The 22,391-nt window shown below is 68.8% G+C and carries 29 protein-coding genes; 14 read left to right on the forward strand and 15 right to left on the reverse strand.

Annotated elements, in window-relative coordinates:
- Positions 1–68 precede the first annotated feature (68 nt).
- The 4 genes from pdxT to BLT27_RS11240 all read left to right on the forward strand — a co-directional run bounded on the left by pdxT (position 69) and on the right by BLT27_RS11240 (position 2,508).
- Positions 69–677 (forward strand): pyridoxal 5'-phosphate synthase glutaminase subunit PdxT, encoded by a 609-nt coding sequence (gene pdxT, locus BLT27_RS11225; RefSeq protein WP_089733899.1) that lies wholly within the window; start codon positions 69–71, stop codon positions 675–677.
- 39 nt (positions 678–716) lie between these two features.
- Positions 717–1,166, forward strand: coding sequence for a bifunctional nuclease family protein (locus tag BLT27_RS11230; RefSeq protein WP_089733901.1), 450 nt, complete (start codon positions 717–719; stop codon positions 1,164–1,166).
- On the forward strand, positions 1,163–1,474 hold the full coding sequence (hisE, locus tag BLT27_RS11235; RefSeq protein ID WP_089733903.1) for a phosphoribosyl-ATP diphosphatase: 312 nt from the start codon (positions 1,163–1,165) through the stop codon (positions 1,472–1,474). The genes BLT27_RS11230 and hisE overlap by 4 nt, the downstream gene beginning before the upstream one ends.
- Positions 1,475–1,539: 65 nt before the next feature.
- Positions 1,540–2,508, forward strand: a complete 969-nt coding sequence (locus BLT27_RS11240) for an NOG1 family protein (protein WP_089733905.1) — start codon at positions 1,540–1,542, stop codon at positions 2,506–2,508.
- On the opposite strand, the gene BLT27_RS11245 is transcribed toward BLT27_RS11240, so the two are convergent.
- Complete coding sequence (locus tag BLT27_RS11245; protein ID WP_089733907.1) at positions 2,505–3,875, reverse strand: TIGR00341 family protein; 1,371 nt, start codon at positions 3,873–3,875, stop codon at positions 2,505–2,507. The two genes, BLT27_RS11240 and BLT27_RS11245, sit on opposite strands and share 4 nt — an antisense overlap.
- Before the next feature lie 192 nt (positions 3,876–4,067).
- On the reverse strand, positions 4,068–4,340 hold the full coding sequence (locus BLT27_RS11250; protein WP_089733909.1) for a hypothetical protein: 273 nt from the start codon (positions 4,338–4,340) through the stop codon (positions 4,068–4,070).
- A gap of 91 nt (positions 4,341–4,431) precedes the next feature.
- On the opposite strand from BLT27_RS11250, the gene engB reads away from it, so the two are divergent.
- Positions 4,432–5,049, forward strand: coding sequence for a GTP-binding protein EngB (engB, locus tag BLT27_RS11255; protein ID WP_089733911.1), 618 nt, complete (start codon positions 4,432–4,434; stop codon positions 5,047–5,049).
- Between the two features lie 42 nt (positions 5,050–5,091).
- The gene (locus BLT27_RS11260) at positions 5,092–5,538 is read left to right on the forward strand and encodes an NUDIX domain-containing protein (protein WP_089733913.1); all 447 of its coding nucleotides are present in this window, start codon (positions 5,092–5,094) and stop codon (positions 5,536–5,538) included.
- Positions 5,539–5,771: 233 nt separating this feature from the next.
- Here the strand turns inward: BLT27_RS11260 and BLT27_RS11265 are convergent, their stop codons facing one another.
- On the reverse strand, positions 5,772–7,031 hold the full coding sequence (locus BLT27_RS11265; protein WP_089733915.1) for an eIF2B alpha/beta/delta subunit family protein: 1,260 nt from the start codon (positions 7,029–7,031) through the stop codon (positions 5,772–5,774).
- A gap of 129 nt (positions 7,032–7,160) precedes the next feature.
- Here BLT27_RS11265 and BLT27_RS11270 point away from each other — a divergent pair, with 129 nt between their 5' ends.
- Positions 7,161–7,922, forward strand: coding sequence for a coenzyme F420-0:L-glutamate ligase (locus BLT27_RS11270; protein WP_089733917.1), 762 nt, complete (start codon positions 7,161–7,163; stop codon positions 7,920–7,922).
- Positions 7,915–8,904, forward strand: coding sequence for a 5,10-methylenetetrahydromethanopterin reductase (locus BLT27_RS11275; RefSeq protein WP_089733919.1), 990 nt, complete (start codon positions 7,915–7,917; stop codon positions 8,902–8,904). Before BLT27_RS11270 ends, BLT27_RS11275 begins: the two co-directional genes overlap by 8 nt.
- Here the strand turns inward: BLT27_RS11275 and BLT27_RS11280 are convergent.
- The gene (locus BLT27_RS11280) at positions 8,855–9,088 is read right to left on the reverse strand and encodes a DUF8024 family protein (RefSeq protein ID WP_089733921.1); all 234 of its coding nucleotides are present in this window, start codon (positions 9,086–9,088) and stop codon (positions 8,855–8,857) included. The two genes, BLT27_RS11275 and BLT27_RS11280, sit on opposite strands and share 50 nt — an antisense overlap.
- A 72-nt stretch (positions 9,089–9,160) precedes the next feature.
- On the opposite strand from BLT27_RS11280, the gene BLT27_RS11285 reads away from it, so the two are divergent.
- The 5 genes from BLT27_RS11285 to yciH all read left to right on the forward strand — a co-directional run bounded on the left by BLT27_RS11285 (position 9,161) and on the right by yciH (position 14,241).
- Positions 9,161–9,379: a DUF7573 domain-containing protein gene (locus BLT27_RS11285; RefSeq protein ID WP_089733923.1), complete on the forward strand. Its 219-nt coding sequence runs from the start codon at positions 9,161–9,163 to the stop codon at positions 9,377–9,379.
- Between the two features lie 202 nt (positions 9,380–9,581).
- Positions 9,582–10,574: an AAA family ATPase gene (locus BLT27_RS11290; RefSeq protein WP_089733925.1), complete on the forward strand. Its 993-nt coding sequence runs from the start codon at positions 9,582–9,584 to the stop codon at positions 10,572–10,574.
- Positions 10,571–11,578, forward strand: a complete 1,008-nt coding sequence (locus tag BLT27_RS11295; RefSeq protein WP_089733927.1) for a DUF58 domain-containing protein — start codon at positions 10,571–10,573, stop codon at positions 11,576–11,578. The genes BLT27_RS11290 and BLT27_RS11295 overlap by 4 nt, the downstream gene beginning before the upstream one ends.
- Positions 11,575–13,851 (forward strand): transglutaminase TgpA family protein, encoded by a 2,277-nt coding sequence (locus BLT27_RS11300; protein ID WP_089733929.1) that lies wholly within the window; start codon positions 11,575–11,577, stop codon positions 13,849–13,851. The genes BLT27_RS11295 and BLT27_RS11300 overlap by 4 nt, the downstream gene beginning before the upstream one ends.
- A gap of 96 nt (positions 13,852–13,947) precedes the next feature.
- Positions 13,948–14,241, forward strand: coding sequence for a stress response translation initiation inhibitor YciH (yciH, locus tag BLT27_RS11305; RefSeq protein WP_089733931.1), 294 nt, complete (start codon positions 13,948–13,950; stop codon positions 14,239–14,241).
- A gap of 40 nt (positions 14,242–14,281) precedes the next feature.
- On the opposite strand, the gene BLT27_RS11310 is transcribed toward yciH, so the two are convergent.
- The 8 genes from BLT27_RS11310 to BLT27_RS11345 all read right to left on the reverse strand — a co-directional run bounded on the left by BLT27_RS11310 (position 14,282) and on the right by BLT27_RS11345 (position 19,630).
- A complete protein-coding gene (locus BLT27_RS11310) occupies positions 14,282–14,629 on the reverse strand; it encodes a rhodanese-like domain-containing protein (protein WP_089733933.1) in 348 nt (115 codons plus the stop codon).
- Positions 14,630–14,791: 162 nt separating this feature from the next.
- Positions 14,792–15,328 carry an NUDIX hydrolase gene (locus tag BLT27_RS11315; protein ID WP_089733935.1) on the reverse strand — a complete coding sequence of 179 codons (537 nt, stop codon included), beginning with the start codon at positions 15,326–15,328 and terminating at the stop codon, positions 14,792–14,794.
- Positions 15,321–15,698, reverse strand: coding sequence for a hypothetical protein (locus BLT27_RS11320; RefSeq protein WP_089733938.1), 378 nt, complete (start codon positions 15,696–15,698; stop codon positions 15,321–15,323). Before BLT27_RS11320 ends, BLT27_RS11315 begins: the two co-directional genes overlap by 8 nt.
- Positions 15,699–15,735: 37 nt before the next feature.
- A complete protein-coding gene (locus tag BLT27_RS11325; RefSeq protein ID WP_089733940.1) occupies positions 15,736–16,149 on the reverse strand; it encodes a DUF5809 family protein in 414 nt (137 codons plus the stop codon).
- Between the two features lie 24 nt (positions 16,150–16,173).
- Positions 16,174–16,581: a DUF5810 domain-containing protein gene (locus tag BLT27_RS11330; RefSeq protein WP_089733942.1), complete on the reverse strand. Its 408-nt coding sequence runs from the start codon at positions 16,579–16,581 to the stop codon at positions 16,174–16,176.
- Positions 16,582–16,622: 41 nt separating this feature from the next.
- On the reverse strand, positions 16,623–17,096 hold the full coding sequence (rimI, locus tag BLT27_RS11335; RefSeq protein WP_089733944.1) for a ribosomal protein S18-alanine N-acetyltransferase: 474 nt from the start codon (positions 17,094–17,096) through the stop codon (positions 16,623–16,625).
- The gene (locus BLT27_RS11340) at positions 17,093–17,581 is read right to left on the reverse strand and encodes an HPP family protein (RefSeq protein ID WP_089733946.1); all 489 of its coding nucleotides are present in this window, start codon (positions 17,579–17,581) and stop codon (positions 17,093–17,095) included. Before BLT27_RS11340 ends, rimI begins: the two co-directional genes overlap by 4 nt.
- A 75-nt stretch (positions 17,582–17,656) precedes the next feature.
- Positions 17,657–19,630 carry an aconitate hydratase gene (locus tag BLT27_RS11345; protein ID WP_089733948.1) on the reverse strand — a complete coding sequence of 658 codons (1,974 nt, stop codon included), beginning with the start codon at positions 19,628–19,630 and terminating at the stop codon, positions 17,657–17,659.
- Positions 19,631–19,839: 209 nt separating this feature from the next.
- Here BLT27_RS11345 and BLT27_RS11350 point away from each other — a divergent pair, with 209 nt between their 5' ends.
- The gene (locus BLT27_RS11350; RefSeq protein ID WP_089733950.1) at positions 19,840–20,319 is read left to right on the forward strand and encodes a deoxyuridine 5'-triphosphate nucleotidohydrolase; all 480 of its coding nucleotides are present in this window, start codon (positions 19,840–19,842) and stop codon (positions 20,317–20,319) included.
- Positions 20,320–20,331: 12 nt separating this feature from the next.
- Here BLT27_RS11350 and BLT27_RS11355 read toward each other — a convergent pair whose 3' ends face one another.
- The 3 genes from BLT27_RS11355 to BLT27_RS11365 all read right to left on the reverse strand — a co-directional run bounded on the left by BLT27_RS11355 (position 20,332) and on the right by BLT27_RS11365 (position 22,352).
- Entirely contained in the window at positions 20,332–21,138 is an 807-nt protein-coding gene (locus BLT27_RS11355) for a hypothetical protein (protein WP_089733952.1), read from the reverse strand.
- A gap of 99 nt (positions 21,139–21,237) precedes the next feature.
- Positions 21,238–21,573: a CHY zinc finger protein gene (locus BLT27_RS11360; protein WP_089733954.1), complete on the reverse strand. Its 336-nt coding sequence runs from the start codon at positions 21,571–21,573 to the stop codon at positions 21,238–21,240.
- 122 nt (positions 21,574–21,695) lie between these two features.
- On the reverse strand, positions 21,696–22,352 hold the full coding sequence (locus BLT27_RS11365) for a helix-turn-helix domain-containing protein (protein WP_089733956.1): 657 nt from the start codon (positions 22,350–22,352) through the stop codon (positions 21,696–21,698).
- Between the last annotated feature and the right edge of the window lie 39 nt (positions 22,353–22,391).

Raw genomic sequence — 22,391 nt, forward strand, 5'->3', positions numbered from 1 at the left:
CACCCACGGCACCGGCAGCATCGAGCGGACTCGCGAGGCTTTTCCTTCGGCACCCGTAAACTCCTGTCATGACACTCGTAGCTGGCGTCGTCGCCGTCCAGGGCGACGTCTCCGAGCACGCCGACGCCGTCCGGCGGGCCGGCCGCGCCCACGGCGAGGACGTCGAGGTGCGCGAGATACGCGAGTCGGGACTCGTCCCCGACTGCGACCTGCTGCTCGTGCCGGGCGGGGAGTCGACCACCATCTCGCGACTGCTCCACGAGGAGGGCATCGCCACCGAAATCGTCGCCCACGTGGAGGCCGGCAAGCCGATGTTGGCGACGTGTGCAGGGCTCATCGTCACGTCGCGGGACGCCAAGGACGACCGGGTCGACACCCTCGACCTCGTCGACGTGAGCGTCGACCGCAACGCGTTCGGCCGCCAGAAGGACAGCTTCGAGGCCCCGCTCGACGTCGAGGGGCTGGACGAGCCGTTCCCGGCGGTCTTCATCCGCGCGCCGGTCATCGACGAGGTGGGCGACGACGTCGCGGTGCTCGCGACGTGGGACGACCGCCCGGTCGCGGTGCGCGACGGCCCCGTGGTGGCGACCTCGTTCCATCCGGAACTGACCCCGGACGTGCGGGTCCACCGGCTCGCCTTCTTCGCCGCCGACGAGGCCGACCCCCTCGCCCGCTGAGAGCGGGGACTTTTCTACCTCGGCCTCTTCCGTCCGGCCATGAACGCAGCCATCGACGCGGTCCGCGTCGCCGGCACCCGCGACGGACCCGTCCCCGTGGTCGTCCTGACCGTCGCGGACGCCGAGGACGTGGTGCCCATCTTCATCGGGTTCGAGGAGGCCATGGCCATCGCGCGTGGCCTCGACGCCGAGGACATCGGCCGACCGCTGACCCACGACCTCCTGCTCGACGTGGTGGAGGAGCTGGGCGGCCGCATCACGCAGGTCGTCGTCAGCGCGGTCGAGGACGGCACCTACATCGCGGACCTCCACGTCGCCACGCCGCGTGACGACGTCGTCGTCGACGCCCGGCCGAGCGACTCCCTCGCGCTCGCGGCCCGCACGAACACGCCCATCGAGATCTCGGAGGCGGTGTTCGAGGACAGCCGTCGCGACGCCGAGGAGTTCGCCGAACTGGACGACATCCGCGAGGTGGCGGAGTACGCATGAGCGGCGACACCACCGACCGCTCGACGGACGACGTGCTCGACGAGCTGTTCGCGGTCGTCGAGGACCGCAAGACGAACCTCCCCGAGGACTCCTACACGGCCAGCCTGTTCACCCACGAGAAAGGCGAGAACGCGGTGCTGGAGAAACTCGGCGAGGAGACCACCGAGCTGGTGCTCGCCGCGAAGGACGACGACCACGACGAACTCGTCCACGAGAGCGCGGACATCGTCTACCACCTGCTCGTCCTGCTCTCGATGAAGGACGTCGACATCGACGAGCTACGGGCGGAGTTGGCCGAGCGGCGCTGAATCGTCGACCACCGCCGCGGGCCCACAAGGAACGCCTTATACGTCCGCGCAGACAACGTGTGACCATGATTTTCGAGAACCTTCCGACGACCCCCCGGTCGGAGGAGCTCATCGACAAGGCGTTCTCGCGGGCGGCCCGCTCGGGGCGAGCCAAGTCCGGGCACGAGGCCCAGACCTCGATGCTACAGACGGCGTCGAACATCCTCTCCGACAACATGGAGAACGTCGTCACGGCCTGGCCCGACTTCGACACGGTCGACCCGTTCTACTACGAGCTCGCCGACGCCATCGTCGACGTCGACGAGCTGCGACAGTCGCTCAGCGAGGTGAGCTGGGCGGCACGCAAGACCGCCGAGATCCGCTCGGAGTACGAGGGCCGGATGCGGCGTAACGACGCGGACACCGCCCGCAAGCTCCGGAAGCAGGCGTTCGCCCGCCTCGCGGACGTCGTCGAGGAGGTCGAGGACGACCTGCTCCGCATCGGTGAAGCCCGCGACGACCTGAAGACACTCCCCGACATCGACCCCGACGCGCCGACCATCGTCGTCGCCGGCTACCCGAACGTCGGTAAGTCCTCGTTCGTCAACACCGTCACCCGCGCCCGCGGCGAGACCGCCTCCTACCCGTTCACCACGAAGGGCATCGGAGTCGGCCACTTCGAGCGCGACCGCATCCGCTACCAGGTCATCGACACGCCGGGGCTCCTCGACCGCCCCGCCGACGAGCGCAACGACATCGAACAGCAGGCCGTCTCCGCACTCACCCACCTCGGCGACTGCCTCCTGTTCATGGTCGACGCCAGCGGCGACTGCGGCTACCCGCTCGACGCCCAGCTGGCGCTGCGGGACGCCGTCGCCGCCGACTTCGAGGACGTGCCGCTGCTCACCGTCTGCAACAAGTCCGACCGCTCCCGCGACGTCGACGCCGACCTCTACATGAGCATCACCGAAGACGAGAACGTCGAGGGCGTCCTCGACGCCGCCGTCGAAGCCGTCGACTACGAGCTCGAACTGCCGTTCGAGGAGTCGAACTAACCCGGCTGCCCGGCGTTGACAGGCGGTCGAACCGGCGGTCCCGCCGTCGACGCCACCGACGACCGACCCTCACGTTCGGGCACCGTCACCGAGTCGACGTAGCGGACCTCGACGACGAGCCCGTCCCCGCTCTCGAGCACCTCCGCGAGCTGTTGCGGTAGCTGTGGATACGTCTGTCCGGGGGGCCGCGCAACCGTGATGACCACCCGCTCCGGTCGCGGGTCGAACGCCCGCTCGTAGACATTCTGCTCGTGGACGACCTCGACGTCGACCAGCGTCGCCTCCGGGTACTCGGCGACGGTGTCTTCGACCCCGGCGACCATGTCGTCCTCGATAGCCGCGGTCGTGTAGGACATGTAGGTCACGCCGCCCAGGAACACGGAGAGGACCGCGATGGAGGCGACGAGCACCGCGATGCGTTGGAGCGTCGCCGTGCGGGCCTCGTCGGTCCGGAACCACTGCTCGGGGCGGTAGCCGGCGTACCAGAGCGTCGCGGTGCCGGCGAGGTTGATCGAGAGGACGTTGACGAGCACCAGGACGCTCGCGCCGAGGACGACGAGCGGGAGGCCGTAGGCGATGCCGATGCCGATGACGGCCGTGGGCGGGATGAGCGCCACGGCGATCATGACGCCGACGAGCGACGCGGAGACACCGGTTCGGAGGGAGGTCGCACCGGCGACACCGGCGCCGATGGCCACCACGAGCGACAGGAAATCGGGGAGCAGTCGCTCCTGAACCTGTCCCACGGTCGTTGGGTCCATCGGCGGGATGAGATGGACCGTCTTGAGCAGCGTGGCGAAGCCGGCGGCGGCGGCGACGGCGACCACCACGCCGAGCAGCTGGAGGCGCGCGCCGCGGACGAACATCTCCCGGTCGTCGAGGACGGTGCCGACGCTCGCCGCCATCGCGGGCCCGATGAGCGGGGCGATAACCATCGACCCGACGACCACCGCAGCCGAGTCAAGCAACACGCCGGCAGTAGCGATGACGGCGCTCACGACGGTCAGCAGGACGTAGACAGACAGCTTCGGGGCCATCTCGCCGGCCTTCGTCTTCAGCTCCTCCCGCGAGATACGCCCGGTCGTCTCCTCGTCCTGGGCGTACTCCTCGCTGAGTCGCTCGAACTTCTTCGAGACGACCGTCTCGGCGTCGAGGACGACCGTGTAGGACTCCCGCTCGATACCCGCCTCTCTGAGCCGTTCGAGGATTGGTTCGACCGCATCCGACGGGAGCGGGAACGAGACGACGGCGGTGTACTCCCGGCCGCTCACCTCGTCGGTGAGTGCGTACTCGACGCCCGCGTCGTCGAGCGCGTCGAGGACGGCCCGGCGCTTCCCAGCCGGAATCATGACCTGGACGAGTCGCACGTCCCCGTGGACGCAGAACGCGCAGAAAAAGCCCGCGGTCGGGCGTGTTCCGGGCGTATCGACCGGTGGAGCTGGCGAACAGGCGACGCAGGACCGCCCACCGGACGGCGCGTCGCGCACCCGCTCCCCGCCCGGTGGTAGCTCGGCAGGGCACGCCCTGCTTGGGCGCGTCCTCCCCGATAAACCTGGAGGTCAGAGCCACACCGGGACGTGGCGCTTCCAGAACCGGAACAGGCCGCGAACCGCCGCGAACGCCTGTCCGTCGCGGTGGAAGCGGTGCGTGCTGTACGCCGTGACGAGGAGCCCGATTCCGGCACCGACACCGAAGACGACCAGCACCACGCGGACGGACCACGGGACGACGGTGAGGGTGAGCAACGAGAGAACGCCGAACGCGATGGCGAAGGAGAGTCCGTCGAGGAACCCGAACGCGAGAGCGACGAGATGGTCGACGACACCGGACATATGCCAGCCGTCGAACGCGGCCCACCTCACTTTGTTGGACTGTCGCGGCCAACGAGACACCCTTTTGCCCGTCGGCGCGGTACGGACGACCATGTTCGAAAACCGTCCGAACTGTGCCCACGAGGTCGTCTTCGTCGGGCGGTCCAACGTCGGCAAGTCCACGCTACTGCGCGAGATCACCGGTCACTCCTTCGATACCGGCGGCAAACCCGGGGTCACCCGCGAGCCGAACCACTACGACTGGTCGGCCCACGACTTCGTCGTCACGGACCTCCCCGGATTCGGCTTCATGTCCGGCGTCGAAGCGGACCGCCGCGAAGCTATCAAGGACGACATCGTCGCCTACCTCGAGGAGTACGCCGACAACTTCCTCGCCGCCGTCCTCGTCGTCGACGGCAAGAGCGCCGTCGACATCATCGACCGCCACACCACCGAGGACGAGATCCCCTACGACGTCGAGATGTTCCACTTCCTGCGCGAGCTCGGCGTCCCCACGGTCGTCGCCGTCAACAAGATGGACAAGGTCGACGACCGGGACGAACGCCTCGACGACCTCTGTGACCGCCTCGGGCTCTACCCACCGTGGCAGCAGTGGCAGGACGTCGTCGCCCCCATCACCGCGAAACAGGGCCGTATCGAGGCACTCAACGAGGCGCTCCGCGACCACCTCCACGCGCAGAACCACGACGAACTGTTCCAGTACTTCTGACGGCCGACGGGACTAACTCCCCCCGTCGAATACCCGGTCACGATGACAGACGGGTCACACTACGTCGTCAACGTCGAAGCCGCGATCTACCGCGACGGCGAGTACCTCCTCGTCGAGCGCGCGGCCGGCGAAGAACACGCGAGTGGGCAGCTCGCACTCGTCGGCGGCAAGGTCGAAGGGACGACACACGACACCGGTGCCTTCAAGCGCACCGTCCACCGCGAGGTCCGCGAGGAGGTCGACGTGGCCGTCACCGGTCTCACCTACGTCCAGAGCAACGCCTTCGTCGCGGACACCGGCGCGGAGTGTCTGAACGTCGTGTTCCTCGCCCGCCACGACGGGGGCGCGCCGACCGTGGCCGCCCCCGAGGAGGTCGCCGCGACGCACTGGCTCGCACCCGCGGACGTGGAGTCCCACCCCGACTGCCCCGAGTGGACTGCCGCGTTCGTCGCCCGCGCCGAGGAACGACGGCAGTCACTTGGCTGGTAGCGGCTCGCAGAATGGGGCGGCTCGGGTTGAGTGCCTCGTCACACGGGGCTCGGTGGGGGTAACCCTCGTCACCGCCGCCCGAGAGGAACTAGTCCGACCGACGGTTTCCCACTTGCGACTCCGGCCGACGGTTGAAGTACGGGAACGCGACCAGCACCGGTATCACCTGAGCGATCACCCACGACGGTCGAGGCGGGTGTGCGACGAGCCGTCGTGCGTCCCGGAGTCGCCTGTCAATCGCGCCAGTCGGCGAGTGCCGACAGTTCGTCGGCCACGGCGTCGACCTCGCCCGGGTCGAGCTCGCCGCGCTCGGTGACGAAGGCGTCGACGAGGTGGGCGGGGGTCTCGTCGAACACCGGGTTGAACATCGAGAGCGGTGCGTCACCGTCGTACACCGCCGAGCGACGGCCACTTTCGACGTTGACCGACGGCTCGGTGTGTATCTTGTCGGTCGCGGCGACGACGTAGCAGGGGACCTCCTCGTGTGCGGCGGCGACGGCAACCGTGCGCGTCCCGACCTTGTTGACGACGGTCCCGTCGGGGAGGATGGTGTCGGCACCGACCAGCACCGCGTCCACCTCGCCGGAGACGATGGCCTGGGCGACGGCCGCATCGGGGAGTAACGTCACCGGGCCGTCGTCGACGAGTGCTTCGGCGACGTCGACGCCTTCGCCGCCGGGTTCGGACACCGCGACGTACACCTCCTCGGGGCTCCCCTCGGCGAAGGCCCGGATGACGGTCCCCGACCGCGACAGCGTCAGGACGGTCCGGTCGCTGACGAGCGCGCCGGCCCGCACGGCGGCGTCGGTGTCGGCGGTGACGGCACGGTGGATGCCGTCGGTCGCCGTGTCCAGCACGGACGCGGCGGTTCGGTCGGCCGCGGCGAGGACTCGGTTCACGCGGTTGCGAAGGACCGCCATGCTCGGTCGTGCGCGGCAGAGCCGCTGCCCGAGGTCGGCGAGCTCGTCCCACGCGTCGTCGTCGGACTCCGCCTCGCCGACCAGCGTCGCAGCCCGGTCGCGAAGCACCTCCAACGCCCGGATGGAGAGGTACGACGCGCCGTGCTCGTCGTCCGCGGTGACGCTGCGGACGGAGGGTGCGACACGTCCGTAGGTTGCCCACAGCTCCGGGACCACGCCGCGGTCGAACATGGCTGTCGGCGAGACCCACTCGTAGGTGTCGTGCTCCTCGCTGGTCGTCACCTCGCGGGTCGTCACGTCGAACAGGAACGGGTGGACCACCCACGTGCGGTCGAGGTCGTCGTCGACGACACGGAGGGGATTCCCGGTCCGGACGAGCGTCCGCTCAGCCTCGCCGATCCCCGTCTCCTCGTCGATCTCGGTCTCGACCTGCGACTCCGGGTCGCCCTCCGCGTAGCCGGAGACGCCGCCCCAGTCACCCTGATACGTCCCGACAGCGTCGCTCCGGCGCAGCAGCAACACCTCGCCGTCGTGTCGCAGGAACGCCGTCACGACGTGGGTCTCCTCGCTCATGGGTCGGTGAACGGAAGCCAACGCTGTGAGTGTTGTCATCGCGTCCGGTTCGGGCGACGGTGACAGCCGGCATGGGCGGGACTTTCCACCACCGAGGCCCTTTTGTCCGGCCCTCCGGAACGCACTGGTATGGAGCTACTGGCGGTTCCGGACGTCCCGGAGATACGCGAGGGCGACGACCTCGCGGCCGCGGTTACGGAGCGGTTCGACCTGCGTCCGGACGACGTGGTGGTGGTCGCCTCGACGGTCGTCTCGAAGGCCGAGGGGCGGTTCGCCGACCTCGCCGACTTCCCCGACGGGCCACGGGCCCGCGAGATCGCGCGCCGGCTGGAGTCGATCACCGGCGACGAGAAGGACCCACGGTTCGCACAGGCCGTCCTCGAGGAGTCGACGGAGCTGCTGATGGAGGCACCGTTCCTGCTCACGGAGACGAAGTTCGGCCACGTCGGCGTGAACGCGGGTATCGACCGGTCGAACGTGCCCGGCCACGACCTGCTGTTGCTGCCGGAGCGGCCGAGCGAGAGCGCTGCCCGCATCCGGGCGGGACTCCCGCACGAGAACCCGGTCGTGGTGACCGACACGTCGGGGCGACCGTTCCGCCACGGACAGGCGGCCGTCGCGGTCGGCTGGGACGGGATGCCGGGCAACCGTGACTGGCGCGGGGAACACGACCGCGACGGCCGGGAGCTCGGCGTGACGGTCCAGTGCGTCGTCGACGAGCTCGCCGGGGCGGCGAACCTCGTCGCTGGCGAGGGCGACGGCGGGAAGCCCATCGTCGTCGTCCGTGATTGGGCGTTCGGCGACCACGACGGCCACGACTCGGTGTTCCGGGACGTCGACAGCGACTTCGTCAGGCAGGCGCTCCGGGGGTGGGAGTTCGACGATGCGTAGACTCGGTATCGAGCTCACGCCGGAACACCCGACCGCGGAGATCGTCGAGACGGCCCGGGCTGCCGAGGAAGCGGGCTTCGACACGGCGTTCGTCTCCTCCCACCACTTCAACCGCGACCCGTTCGTCGTCGCCGACCGCATCGGCCAGGCGACCGGCCTCGACGTGGGACCGGGTGTGGTCAACCCGTACGAGACCCACTCGGTGTCGCTGGCGACCAGAGCGGGAACGCTCGACGAGACGACCGACGGGCGGGCGGTGTTCGGCGTCGGCGCGGGCGACCGCTCTGCGCTGTCGAACCTCGGCTACGAGCACGAGCGACCGCTCCGGCGGGTGCTGGAGACGTTCAAGGTGGCACAGCGGCTCTGGGCCGGCGAGTCGGTGGACCACGATGGCACGTTCACCGCCCGGAACGCCGAGCTGAACTTCGACGTGGGCGAGATTCCGGTGTACGTCGGTGCGCAGGGCCCACACATGACACGGATGGCGGCGAAACACGCCGACGGCGTGCTGCTGAACGCCTCCCACCCGCGGGACTTCGAGTGGGCGGCCGACCGCGTCGCGGAGGGGCTCGAGGAACGGCCCGACTCACGCGGCGAGTTCGACTTCGCGGCCTTCGCGAGCGTCAGCGTCGCCGAGGACGAGGCCGCGGCACGTGCCGCGGCACGCCCGCCGGTGGCGTTCATCGCGGCCGGCACTGCACCGCCGGTGCTGGACCGGCACGACGTCGACCACGAGGCCGCGAGTACGGTCGGCGAACACCTCTCGGACGGCTCGTTCGACGCCGCGTTCGAGGCGGTGACGGAGCGGATGCTGGACGTGTTCTGTATCGCGGGAACGCCGGAGCAGGTCGGCGAACGGATAGAAGCGGTGTCGACGTACGCGGACAGCTTCGTGGCCGGGAGCCCGCTTGGGCCGGACCGGACCGCCGCGCCTACGCTCCTCGCGGAGGCTCTCGGGAGAACGACCGGGCGAGACCGCTGAGGACGCTCCCGGCGGCCAGCAGGCCGAACCCGCCGGCGGCCAGACCGGTGAGCACGCCACCGACGACCAGCAGCGCGATGGAGAGCGGGTCGCCGTTGGCGACGACCTGTCCGAAGCCTTCGACGAGCTGCTCGACGTTCGCGACCGGGTCGACCTGGAGTGCGACCGTCTCGATGCTGAACATACCCGAGGGTTCGAGCGGGAGTACTTGGTTCTGTCCGTTGCCCTCAAGGGTGTCCCACCCGTACGGTGGGTCATGACCCGGGACGCCTCGCTGACGGAGTTCGGAGACGGCGGGGACGACGAGGAGCCGGTGGCGACGAACGCGGCGTCGGCGACCGACGGCCCCGAACCCGTCCGACCGACCTCGCGCTGGAGCACGAACCCACAGCCGTGTACTGATTGTGGCACCCGAACCCAGCGTGCGTGGACCGACGGCGGTCGGCTGCTGTGTGCCGACTGCAAGGAGTGGTAACTTCCCGGTAACCGCTGTCACGTGATGGCACGGCAACGTTACAAGTTCGGGACCGATACACAAGCACAGACAGACGAGAGTGGGTCGCTCGAGGCAGAATGACTACAATCGTGACTATGGGCAACAAAAAAACTATCCCGCTACCCCACCCAGACCGAGGCAGCAGCCCTCTAGACGGACACGAGCGGTCGGAAGCACCACCATGACGGACGCCAACACTCCAGACGCTTCACACCAGCCGAGTCGACCAGAAACCACTACAGACGCGCTCACCGTGGACCAGGCCGCACAGGTCAGCCGCGACGTCCTCGCCAACGTCGAGGACGTCATCGTCGGGCACCCCGACGAGATCGAACACGTCTTCACCGCCATCCTCGCGCGTGGCCACATCCTGCTCGAGGACGTTCCCGGCGTCGGGAAGACGATGCTCGCCCGGTCGATCGCTGCCTCCATCGACTGCTCGTTCAAACGCGTCCAGTTCACACCGGACCTGCTCCCCTCGGACATCACCGGGGTCAACGTCTTCAACCAGAAGACCCGCGAGTTCGAGTTCCAGGAGGGGCCGGTGTTCGCGAACATCGTCCTCGGCGACGAGATCAACCGCGCGCCGCCGAAGACCCAGTCGGCGCTCCTCGAAGCGATGGAGGAGGAGCAGGTGACCGTCGACGGCACCACACGGAAGCTCCCCCAGCCGTTCACCGTCATCGCGACCCAGAACGCCGTCGAACCGAACCGCACCTACGAGCTCCCGCTGGCCGAGGTCGACCGCTTCATGAAGAAGCTCAACCTCGGCTACCCCTCGCAGGCCGAGGAGTCCGAGATGCTCGCACGGGTCGTCGGCGACCACCCGATCGACTCGCTCGAGTCCGTCACGGACGTCGAGACCGTCCGACGCGCGCGCCGAACGGTCGCCGAGGTGACGGTGAAGGAGCCGGTCCGGAACTACGCGACCCGCATCGCCGAGTTCACCCGCGAGCACGCGAAGCTCGGCGTCTCCCCGCGTGGGACCATCGCGCTCCTGCGTGCAGCACAGGCGCGGGCGGTCCTGCGCGGTCGCGGCTACGTCATCCCCGACGACATCCAGGCCGAGGCACCCCGCGTGCTGAGCCACCGTATCAGACTCTCCGCGAGCGGCCCCCGCGACCAGGGCGTCCAGGTCGTCGAGGAGGCCATCGAGACAGTCCCCGTCGAATGAGACTCACCAGACGCGGCATCGGCGCGGTCGTCCTCCTCGTCGTCACGATAGCGATGGCCGTCCAGTTCGGGTCGCGTCAGCTCGGTGCCATCGTCATCCCGGTGGTCGTCGCCTGCCTCGGCGCCGTCATCCAGATCGCCCTCACGGGCCGGCCGGCGGTCGAACGCGTCGTTCCCGACGCGGGGCACATCGGTGAGACCAGGCCCGTACGGCTCCGCTTCGACGTCTCCTCCCCGGTCGCGGCGCGGGTCGTGGACGAGAACCCGGCAGCGATCGGCGCAACGGGCAACGTGTTCGACACGACCATCGGCGACGACATCCTCGAGTACGACGTCGAGTACCTCGCCCGTGGCGAGCACGAGCTCGGCCCGCTCACCGTCACGGTGACCGACGTGCTCGCCCTCGCCGAACGAACCTACACCTACAGCATGTACGACTCCGTCCTCGTCTACCCCCGCGTGTACACGCTCACGGGGGCGACCAGACACGACCTGAACCTCCTCCCCGAAGGCGGCTTCGACCACAACCGCGAGGAGTTCGACCGCCTCCGCGAGTACGACCGCGGCGACTCGCTGCGCGACGTCCACTGGAAGTCGAGCGCGAAGCGCCCCACCGACGACCTCGTCGTCAAGGAGTTCCTGGCCGAGACCGACCTCGGTGACGTCCGCATCGCCGCCGAGGCAGCCGACGGCTGGGACGACGACATGGCCGAGGCGGCCGCGAGCATCGCGCTGTATCTGCTGGACAACGGCATCGCGGTCGGCATCGCGACGCCGAACGGGGAGCTCGAGGTCGCAGCCGGTGCCGACCAGCGAGAACGCCTGCTCAGTCTGCTCGCGACCGTCGGCCCCGGTCAGGTGCCCGAGCACTACCGCGAGAAGGCCGACATCCACATCACGGCGAGCGAAGGGACCGCCGTCAGCGTGCGGATGCAGGACAACGAGGTCCCGTTCGAGCAGTTCGTGAGCGACGACGTCCCGTCCAGCCGGGAGGTGACGGCATGAGCGCGCCGACCGCTCACCGAGCTCGGAGCGAAACCCAGGTCGACGACGGCGTCGACTGGTTCCGGCTCTGTGCCCTCGGCGGCCTCGCCGTGATGACGGCGACCTGGGTCGCGGTGCTGTACGACCTCACCATCACCCTCGGCGGGTCGATACCCCTCCTGCTGCTGGTCACCGGGTCCATCGCGCTCGCGGCGGTGCTCTCGCGGCTCATCAGCGAGCGGGTCGCCGCCGTCCTCACCGTCGGCCTGCTCGTCGTCTCCTACGGCTCGTACATCCTCTCGACGCCGAACGGCCTGGAGCTGCTGCTCCAGGCGTGGGACAAGATCATCGCCGACTCCATCTCGCTGTTGACGGGGCTCACCGTCCTGCGGCTGAAGGAGGCCCACCTCTGGGTGCTCGGGTTCGCGCCGGCACCGGCCTTCTTCTCGTGGTACCTGGCGTTCCGGCGGCGCTACGTCCTCTCGGCGGTCGTCGGCGGGCTCGCCTTCCTCGTGCTCGTGCTGACCGGCGACGCCGCGACGGCGTTCAGCGGCGGCTGGATACAGCGCGGGATGCTGTTCGGTGCGACGCTGGGCGGCATCGCGATGATCGGCTTCGGCGAGCTCGAACGCCACGGCGGCTCGGTGCTGCAGGCCGACGTGCTCGTCGTCCTCTTCACGCTCATGCTCATCGGGTCGGCCATCCAGCTCCCGTTCACCGGGACGGCCCTCCGACTCGTCGAGGGCGGGCCGACGACCGTCGAGGGGAGCCTGACCAGCTCGCCCGGGGAGACGACCATCCAGGGCTCCATCGAACTCTCGCCGGAGGTCCGGTTCACCGTGACCGCGGACGACCCGCAGTACTGGCGCGTCGGCGTCTACGACCGCTTCACCGGTGGGTCGTGGCTCCGGACCGGACAGGCGGGAGCCTACGGCGGCCAGCTCGAGTCACCGCCCGGCGAGACGGAGACCGTCTCCCAGCTCGTCCGGATGCACGACCGGACGAACGTGATGCCCGCGGCGAACCAGCCCGTCCGCGTCGAGGGGCAGGTCCGCGAGTACACCCAGGTGACCAGCCACGGCAGCCTCCAGTCCACCGTCACGTTCCAGCCGAACGACACCTACCGGGTCATCAGTGAGGTGCCGAACGCCGACGAGGCGACGCTGCAGAGCGCCGGTACCGACTATCCGGCGGCGGTGCGGCAGGTGTACCTGGCCGACGACAAACAGCCGGACTTCTCGAACGCGTTCGAGTCGCGAACCCAGGAGATCGTCGACGAGGCAGGCGCGGAGAACCCCTACGAGACCGCCGTCGCCATCGAGGACTGGCTCGAGGAGAACCGGGAGTACTCGCTCGACGTGAACCGGCCGAACGGCAACGTCGCCGAGTCGTTCCTGTTCGAGATGGAGCAGGGGTACTGTGTCTACTACGCGACGACGATGACGATGATGCTCCGCTCGCAGGGCATCCCCGCGCGGTACGTCGTGGGCTACACGCCCGGCCAGCAGGTCGACGAGAACCAGTGGGTCGTCCGCGGCCTCGACTCCCACGCGTGGGTCGAAGTGTACTTCCCCGACGTGGGCTGGGTCAAGTTCGACCCCACCCCGGGTGGCCCGCGGAGCGACACCGAAGTTGCGAGCATCGAGGACGCCAGACAGAGCGATGACGGGCAGGTCGACGTCGGCGGGAGCGAGGACCAACCGCTGACGACGACGACCGCCATCCCGACCAACCGGCTGACCGACAACGGCTCCGACGCGAACCGGACGTTCCGCGACCCCGACCTGCCGGGCGTCGGCTCCGACAACCTCGGTGGCCCAATCGACGGCACCGGCTCGACGCCGGGTCCGACCGTCGGCGAGCCCAACGGCGGCGGGCCCGGCGGCTTCTCCGAGGAACAGCAGCGCTACGCCGCCTTCGGACTCGTCGCGATGGTCGGGCTCGCCGCCGGTGCCCACCGCGCCGGTGCGACGCGGGCGGTCCGTCGCGCCGCGAAACTGCGCTGGCAGGGGACGAGACGCGAACCCGACACCGACGTCGAACGGGCCGTCGAGCGCCTCGAACTCGTGCTCGAACGGCAGTACGGCCCCCGCGAACCGAACGAGTCGCCGTCGCAGTACGTCCAGCGGCTGTCCATGTCCGGCGTCGACAGGCGCGCCGACCGCGTGGTCGAGCTACACGAGAAAGCGGTGTACGGCCCCGGCGTGAGCCGCGAGGAGGCCGACGAGGCCATCGAGCTCGTGGATGCGATGGTCCGCTCGAACACACCCCTCCTCCGTCGGTTCGCCAGCTGACCGGCACAGGGGACGGGCACCACCGCCGTGACGCCCGATTTGTTGCGCGGCCACCCGATAGTGTTTAATATGGCGAATTCGTAGGTCCAAGCTGTAATGTCGGAAGTCTGCTCGACGTGCGGACTGCCCGAGGAACTCTGCGTCTGCGAAGACGTTGCCAAGGGCGACACTGAGATAACCATCCGCATTGACGAGCGAAGATACGGTAAAGAAGTAACGGTGATAGAAGGGTTCGACGCGAAAGACGTCGACCTCGACAGCCTCTCGTCGGACCTCAAGTCGAAGTTCGCCTGTGGGGGCACCGTCGAAGACAACCACATCGAACTCCAGGGGAATCACTCGGGCCGCATCGAGGACTTCCTCCGCGAGCGCGGATTCAACGTCGCCTGACCCAACGCCTTCTCCGGCCGTCCCGCGTCGAGCGACCGCGTTAGAACGGTGCGTCGCCGGGCTCTCCGGTCGCCTCGGCGCGCTCTAGCTCCCACTCCCACTCGGTCAGCCCGCCAGCCATGCTCTCGACGGTGCCGTCGAACCCCTCGTAGGACGCGATGAGTCGGGCTGCCTGCACGCTCGATTTGCCGTGGGGGCACACCGTCACCACGTGGTCGTGACCCGCGACACGCTCGACCTCGCTCGCGAGCCGCTGGAAGGGCAGGTTCGTCGAGCCGGGGATGTGTCCCCGTTCGAACGCCAGCTCGTTCCGGATGTCGACGACGAGCGGGTCGTCGTCGGTGTCCAGTCGCTCCTTCACGTCCTCGGGTCGAATCTCGCCGTCCATCGTCACGAACGTACGCCCGGACGGAAGTAAGCCTGCTGGACGGCGAGGGTTCAAGTGGGAAGCCCGGGGCAGGGTCGGCGATGCAGTGACGACGGCCCGCGTCGGCCTCGGCGGGAGTGTGGCGCACCGACGCGGCGAGTACCAGCGCCGCCTGTTCACCCCCTACAGCAGCCCCTCCTCCTTCGCGAGCAGCACACCCTCGACGGTCGCGTCGTTGGTCGGCTGTGCTCGCGCCCGGTCGAGCGCCTCGTCGACCGGCACGGTCCGTATTGTCAGGAACTCGTTGCTGTCCAGCTCGCGCTCGGCCGGCTCCAGCCCCTCCGCGAAGACGATGCCGCGGCGGTGCCGGAGCACCCCGGTCGAGCACCAGAACTCCTGAAGCAACGAGACGCCCGCTGGGTCGAAGCCGGTCTCCTCCCGGAGTTCGCGCGCACCAGCGGTGGTGAACGACTCGCCGTCCTCGACGATGCCCGCGGGGAGTTCGAGATGCGTCTGGCGGATGGCCGGGCGGTACTGCTCGACGAACAGCACCTGGTTGTCGGCGACAGCGACGACGACGACCGCGTCCGGAAGCTCCGCCCAGTAGTAGCGCTTCTCGCTGCCGTCGGGCTGTGTGACGCGGTCGTAGCCACCGGTGTACCAGCCGGTCTCGTACTCTGTGACGGACTCCTCCAGCGTCCACTCGTCGGGATCACTCATCGGTCTCCCGTGCGAGTTCCAGGCGGTAAACCGTGCCGTTGTGCTGGACGTAGGCCACGTCACCCTCGACCGCGTCGGGCGACCGCGTCCGGAGCGCGCCGAACTCGTCGAACGGCGAGTGCGTGAACGCCCCCTTGATGCCGACGGGTCCCTCGTAGTAGCTGCCGGAGCGACCGTCGGAGAGCGCCGCGAACAGGTACGGGTACTGCTGCGCCGAGAAGTTCGACACGTCGACGGCCGCGTGGTCGGTGTCGGCCTCGGTCGCCGTCACGTAGTACGGGTCGCCGCTCGCGAGGAGGGAGGGCAGCGCGCCGAGCGCCAGCAGGGCGAGGACCAGCCCGATGAGGAGCAGCAGGTAGCGCTGTCGCATACGCGGCGGTTAGGACGGGACGAGTAAGGGGGTTTCGTCACAGCCGCTCGCGGTAGATGCGCCCGAGCGCCTGCCGTCGGAGCGTGTCGACCGCGGCGTCCTCCTCGTCGGCGAACGTCGCGGCGACCGCCTCGTCGGCGAAGGGGGCCACGTGCCAGGCGACATGTCCGACCTGCTCGCTCCCGGTCTCGTGGATCTCGCCGTCGAACGCCGCGGCCCACTCGTCGTACTCCTCGCGTGTGCCGACGTTGACGGCGAGTTCGGCCGCGAAGAGCACGTCACGGGCCGTCTCGACCACGTCGGAGTCGACGCGTGCCTGGTACTCCTCGCGGTCGAACTGCATCGACTTCGCGACCTCCTTGACGACGAGCTGTGCGGTCGGGCCGACGCCCTCGTACACCTCGCGTGCCGATTCCTCGGTCTCGGGGCGAAGCTCTCCGACGGTGTGCATGGGTGAACTGCAGAACGGGAGCGGTTACTCGCTTTCGGTGTCGGACGCATCGTCTTCCGCGTCGGTCTCGCCGTCCTCGTGCATCCGTCGAGTCAGCTCCCGAGCCTCCTGCAGGACCTCGTCGTGATCGGCAGTCGTCGGGGGCGAGCCCCGGTTGCCGTCGCGGACGCCCTCGGCGACGGCGTCCTCGAAACTGGCGTGGTCGTGTCCGTCGGTCGTGTCCTCGAACACCTGTTCGAACTCCGTCTCCGGCACGGCGTCGGCGACGACCGGCGCGAGGGACTCGGGACTCGCCGACTCCCACGCCGGCGCGTGCTCCGCGAGCCAGTCCTCGTGCTCGTCGCCGTGGAGCATCGCGGTGAACGCGAGGTGGTTCGCCAGATGCTCGGCGTCGGCGTGTGGCACCGAACAGACCGGACACTCGTATCCCATGGCAGGGTGCAGGTGTTCGTGCGGAAAGGCCCTTGCGCTTCTCAGAGGTCCCGGACCATCACGAGCGCGTCCTCGCCGTCGTCGTAGTACCGGGGGACGCGCCGGAGCGCCTCGAAGCCGAAGTCCTCGTACAGGGAGCGGGCGGGTTCGTTGCCGACGCGGACCTCCAGCTTGACGGAGGTCGCGTCTCGGGTCGCGAGCGTCGCGAGCGCGCGGGCGAGCAGCCGTCGGCCGATGCCCTCGCCGCGCCGCGACTCGTGGACGGCGAGGTCCTTGATGTGCCCGAGTGCGCGGCCGTGGTTCGGGATGGTGTCGGCGACGACGTAACCGGTCACCTTCCCGTTCTCCGTCGCGACCAGGAAGCCCGGCTCGCCGAGGAACTGCTGGAAGGCGTCGAACGGCCACGGCTGCGGGAAGACGGCCTTCTCGATGCGGAAGACCGCGAGCAGATCCGCGTGCTCGGCCTGCCGGATGTGGAGGTCGTCGTCCGCAGCGTCCCGGGAGACGGTCGTCACGCCCCGACCGTTGGGCTGGCGCGATTATCAATCACGTGGGTGCCAGCCCGGAAGGCGGCGTAGAGGAGACAGACGCCGAAGACGATGACCGCCACGTCGGGGACTGTCGCGAGCAGCCCCAGCGAGACGATGAGCGTGGTCGCACACGCCGGGGGGTGGACGGTCCCGGTCGCCCGCATTCCGACCGCCGTCGCAGCGACGGCGAGCACGCCCGCGAGGGCGATACGGCCCTGTGCGGGCGCGAAGGCCGCGGCCTCGGTCTGGACGACGAGTCCCGCAGCGACGGCGCGGTAGGCGAGCAGCCCCGCGAGCGCACCGACGACGTGGCCGCCGACGACCCGTCGCGGGCCGGGGTCGTCGCCGCCGGTGAGCACGAACGCCGTCGGGCCCAGGCTCGGGAAGACGAACGCCGCACCCGAGACCCAGGCGACGGCGGCCGGAATCGCGAGCAACAGCCCCGCCAGCGCGTGCCTGAGGGAGTGCATCGGGCTGGCGTTGTGACTCGTCCGTGTTGAGCGCGTCGAAAGAACGAGGTCGGTGCTGCAGTCGCGAGTGCGAGCTCAGTCGTCAGCGGGCGCGGCGCCGTCGCCGCCCTGAGCGCGCTGCTTCGTCCACGGGAGCTTGCCGCCGACCGCGAGCATGTCGCGCTCGCGTTCGGAGGCGTCGAGCGTCGCGGTGAACTCCCAGTCGCCGTTGACGCTGACGGTGAACTCCTCCTGACCGGACTCGACGCCCTCGCGGATGTCGTCGACGACGGTCAGCTCGTCGCCCTGGTCGATCTTCGCGTAGGTGTCCTCGTCGATGATGAACGGGACGATACCGAAGTTGAACAGGTTCGCCTTGTGGATGCGGGCGAAGCTCTGTGCGAAGACGGCGTCGATACCGAGGTACATCGGACACATCGCGGCGTGCTCGCGCGAGGAGCCCTGGCCGTAGTTCTCGCCGGCGACGAGGACGCCACCGTCGGCGGCCTCGGCGCGCTCGGGGAACGTCTCGTCGATCCGGGTCAGGGTGAACTTCGCGTACTCCGGGATGTTCGACCGGTACATCAGGGCGTCCGCGTTCGCGGGCGTGATGTGGTCGGTCGTGATGTTGTCCTCCATCTTGAGGAGGTTCTCGCCGGAGAGCTCGGCGTCGAGCGCGTCCTTCAGCGGGACGTCCTTGATGTTCGGGCCCTTGACGAGCTCGTCGTCGACGGCCTCGTCGGGCGAGATGAGGTCGGCCTTGGAGCCGTCGTACTCGTCGGGGAGCTCGAAGCCGGGGTCCTCGAGGTCACCGAGTTCGTCGGCGAGGTCGCGCGGGTCGACGATCTCGCCCTTGAGCGCGGCGGCGGCCGCGACCTCCGGGGAGCAGAGGTAGACGGAGTCGTCGTCGATGCCGGAGCGGCCCTCGAAGTTGCGGTTGAAGGTACGCAGGGAGACGGAGTCGCTGGCGGGGACGTGGCCGATGCCGATACAGGCACCACACGTCGCCTCGGAGAAGTTGACGCCAGCCGCCATCATCTCGGCGACCCAGCCGTCGCGGGCGAGCATCTCGGAGGCCTGCTTGCTGCCGGGCGCGACGATCATCTCGGTCTTCTTGTTGATCTCGCGACCCTCGAGCATCTTCGCGGCCGGGAGGATGTCCTCGTAGCCGCCGTTCGTACAGGAGCCGATCATGACCTGGCTGACTTCGACGCCCTCGACCTCGCGGACGGGGACGACGTTGTCGGGCATGGACGGCTCGGCGATGAGCGGCTCGAGGTCGGAGAGGTCGACGACGATCTCGTCGTCGTACTCGGCGTCCTCGTCGGGCCCGACCTCGACGAAGTCCTCCTCGCGGCCCTGGCGGGCGAGGTAGTCCTTCGTCTTCTCGTCGGTCGGGAAGATGGAGGAGGTCGCACCGAGCTCGGTGCCCATGTTGGTGATGGTGGTCCGCTCGGGCACGGAGAGCGTCTCGACGCCCGGACCGGTGTACTCGAGCACCTTGCCGACGCCGCCTTTCACGGAGAGGCGTCGCAGCATCTCGAGGATGACGTCCTTCGCGGTCGCCCACTCGGGGAGCTCGCCCTCGAGGCGTACGTTGACGACCTCGGGCATCTCGATGTAGTACGGCGCACCGCCCATCGCGACGGTGACGTCGATCCCGCCCGCGCCGATGGCGAGCTCACCGAGCCCGCCCGGGGTCGGCGTGTGGGAGTCCGAGCCGAGCATCGTCTTGCCAGGTGCGGCGAAGTTCTCCTTGTGGACGTTGTGGCAGATACCGTTGCCGGGGCGAGAGAAATGTGCCCCGTAGGTGCCGGCGGCCGACCGCAGGAAGCGGTGGTCGTCAGTGTTCTTGAAGTCGAACTGATAGGTCTGGTGGTCGCAGTACTGCGCGGCGATCTCCGTCTGGACCTCGTCCAGACCCATCGCCTCGAACTGCAGCCAGACCATCGTTCCCGTCGTGTCCTGTGTGAGGACCTGGTCGATCTCGATACCGATTTCCTCGCCGGTTTCGAGTTCCCCCTCGACGAGGTGGTCATCGAGAATCTTCTCTGTAAGCGTCTGTCCCATAGCAAGGTAAAGTTCGGCCGCCCGCGACCATAAATCCCGCGTGTTTTGGATGGACGACCGTGCGGATTTCGGGCCTATTGCTGTCGATTCACGCAATGCTTGCCAGCCGGGGGGTCGGAATGTAGCGACTGGCGACCGTCGAGGGACGGACCGCCCTCGAGCGCGCCGAAACGACAACGCCTTTGCCGGCATCGGACGGCCGTCGGAGTATGTACCGTTCCGGGCAGTTCGTCGCGGAGCACGTGTCGCCGACGACCGACGACCAGATACAGCCCAACGGCGTCGACCTCACCGTCGAGGCCGTCTTCGAGCAGCGCGAACCGGGGCGCATCCGGACCGACGGGAAGGAGATCGGGGAGCGACAGGCGGTCGAGTCCGAGCAGTACACCGACGAGGGGTCACCGACGTACTACCTCGAGGCCGGCACCTACGTCGCCCGCTACGGCGAGCGCATCGCCATCCCCGGGGACCACGTCGGCTTCGTCTACCCGCGCTCGTCGCTCATGCGCAACTCCTGCATGCTGAACACGGCGGTCTGGGACGCCGGCTACGAGGGGCGCGGCGAGGGGTTGCTGCAGGTCCACCACGACGTCGAACTGGAGGCGGGCGCTCGCATCGCCCAGCTGGTGCTCGCGGAGGCCGAACACGTAGGGGAGTACGACGGCAGCTATCAGGGCGAGAACCTGTAGTGGGAGTCGCGGTTACGGTGCGACGCTGGCGGTCGTACTGTCCGAGCTGTTCGCCATCTCCCAGCACGGACCGCGCTCCCGATCCGGGTTCGCCGCGGACCGGGGCAGCTCGATCTCGTGGCTCGTGTTGAAGTCCGAGAAGCGCATCGAGACGGTGATGTCGACCTCCCGACCACTGGTGAAGTAGGTCGCGTTCATGTCCGACCGGACGAGCCGCTTCGACTCCGTGTCGACGTACTGCGTGTAGGTCACGTCGTTGAACTCGACGTCCGTCTCGGTGTCCCCGAGCAGCGACTGGACCGCCTCGTTGCTCGGCTCGACGACGATGACGTGGACGTCCTGGCCGTCCAGCGTGTCGTTGTAGAGCCGCGCGTCGGAGCTGTTGAGCAGGTCCGTGAGGACGCTGACGTTCGTGGCCGAGCGCCACGGGCTGCGGTCGACGGTGGACTGCTCCCAGCTGCCGCCGAGGTTGAGACACTGCTGCTCGCCGAAGACGTAGGCGGTAGAGCCCTGACGGGTCCGCGAGGAGTTCGTCCGGATCGTGGTGACGCTCTCGGTGACCATCCGCTGGGCGGCGACGTCGACGGTGCCGGCGGACTCGGTCACCTGCTCGTTCTCGCCGAACTCGACGGCGGTCACCATGGAGAAGTTGTAGGAGTCGACGGTGGCCATCTCGTTGGCGACCTCGCTCCGGATCTCCTGGCCCTCACCGAGGTCGTCGTCCTGGGGGCCGCCACCGCCGCCGAGGGCGGTGCAGCCGGCGAGCGCGACGAGGAGGGCGAGCGCGAGTGGAACGAGGAGGTGGGTTCGTGTGGACATTGCGGTCGGCCGTTGCGGCGAGGGTTGCGGCCACGTCGCTACAACCTTTTTGGTCCGGCGGCGTCGCCAACGTCGGGACGGCTGACCACGGCTGCGAGGCTACTCGCCCTCGAAGTACCGGTCGTGGTGGGCCGCACAGCCGGGGTTGAACGCCCCGCCACAGACCGGACACGTCTCGGGAGCCGCGAGGTACTCGCTCGCGGTCAGGCCCGCGCCACAGCGGCCACAGAGCGCGGCCACCTCGTCGAACCGGTCACGCGGCCACGGCTCGGGGGCGTGGTCCGCGACGGCGGCGTGGCACTCGAAACAGGGGAAGAATCGCTCACAGCAGCCGAACCGCAGCGCCAGCACGTCGTACTCGTCGTCGTAGTGGGCACAGCGCGTCTCCGGGTCGACGGCGACGCCGAAGACGTGGTGGTCGGCGATTCGTCGCACGAAGGATGTGTCGGGTGGCGACGACACCTGTCTTGTGGTTCACGGCGCTGCCGTGTGGGTCGTTAGTCGGGAGGCGCAGGCGGGGGGTTGCCCCGGCGACGGGAGCACCGCCGACGACTGAGCTACTGTTCGTCGCCCAGCTGGTCGGAGAGGGTGTCGCGGACCAGCGTCTCCATCCCGCGACGGAGTCGTTCGGAGGCGGCCTGTCCGGAGACGCCGACCTCGTCGCCGAGTCCCCGGAGCGTCGTCTCGCGCGGGATGTCGAAGTAGCCGACCTCGACGGCCCGGGAGAGAATCTCGCGCTGGGCGGGCGTGAGGTCCGCATCGTCGTTCGACCAGTCGACCTGCCCGCTGTGGATGGACTCGACGGAGACTGTCAGGTCGGCCGCCTCACAGGCTCGCCTGAACGACCCGAACGCGTCGCGGTCGGGGAACAGCATCCCCATCGTCCAGCCGGACGCGTTTCGGGTGGCGTCGACGATGACGCCCTGGAGCTCGATCGAGCGGCTGTACAGCTCGACACAGGGGATGGTCTCGGCGGCGACAACACAGTACAGCCGCTGTTGCTGGTCGTCCGCGAGGATGTTGAACTCCGCGACGGTGGCGTCGTGCTCCAGCCCTGCTTCGAACTCCTCGAACGGGACGCCGTGCGCCCGGAAGATGATACGGAGCGGGATAGTCGGCGAGGCGTCGAGCTTCTCGATGTCGAGGCTGACGTCGGGGACTGCAGAGACGGCCCGGTCGAGAAGTGGCGAGTCGTGAGTGAATTGAACGTACATTAGCGGAGCGACTGGAGAGACTCAGGAGGGGTTGCTCGC

The organism is Haloarchaeobius iranensis, assembly GCF_900103505.1.
In the GTDB taxonomy this organism is placed as follows: domain Archaea; phylum Halobacteriota; class Halobacteria; order Halobacteriales; family Natrialbaceae; genus Haloarchaeobius; species Haloarchaeobius iranensis.